The sequence below is a fragment of the Pseudonocardia sp. SID8383 genome, from assembly GCF_009864975.1.
GTDB classification, from domain to species: Bacteria; Actinomycetota; Actinomycetes; order Mycobacteriales; family Pseudonocardiaceae; genus Pseudonocardia; species Pseudonocardia alni.
Genome location: NZ_WWFY01000572.1, coordinates 1 through 686, shown reverse-complemented (window position 1 = coordinate 686; position 686 = coordinate 1). Strand labels below are relative to the sequence as shown.

Sequence of the window (686 nt, the reverse complement as noted above, 5' to 3'; positions counted from 1 at the left end):
GCGAGCGCGGCGACCGCCTCGGGCACCGTGCCCAGCAGCGGGCTGGGGCGCAGCGCGGTGAAGCTCGGCGCGAAGACCTCCCAGTCCATGCGGGTCACCGCCACGCCGGTGTCGCCCTCGCCGAGGGCCAGCTCCAGCGCGGCCAGTGCGTCGGCCGGGTCCATCGCCGGGACGCCCTGGCGGTGCAGCCGCTCGTGCACCTGCGGATCGGTGGCCATGCCGACCTCGCCGAACGTCCCCCAGGCGACCGACGTCGCCGGGAGCCCGAGCCCGCGTCGGTGCGCGGCGAGGGCGTCGAGGTAGGCGTTGGCCGCGGCGTAGCCGGGCTGGCCGCCGCTGCCCCAGACCGCCGCCCCGGAGCTGTACAGCACGAACGCGTCGAGCTCCGTCCCGCGGGTGAGCTCGTGCAGGTTCCGGGCCGCGGTCAGCTTGGCCCGCAGCAGCGCGTCGAGCCGGTCCACGGTCAGGTCCGCGACGGGGGCGTCCCCGTCGGCGACGCCCGCCGAGTGGACGACGGCGGTCAGCGGCAGGTCCGCGGGCAGCTCGTCGAGCAGGGTGGCGAGTGCGTCCCGGTCGGCGGCGTCGCAGGCGGCGATCGTGACCCGGGCGCCGAGCGACTCCAGCTCGGTGCGCAGTGCGGCGGCGCCGGGGGCGTCCTCGCCGCGGCGGCTGGTCAGCAGCAGGTG

1 protein-coding gene is annotated in these 686 nt (G+C 77.8%); it reads right to left on the bottom strand.

Going from position 1 to position 686, the window contains the following annotated elements:
* The coding region (locus GTW08_RS13900) for a KR domain-containing protein (protein ID WP_161152010.1) at window positions 1–686 on the bottom strand (686 nt) is incomplete at both ends.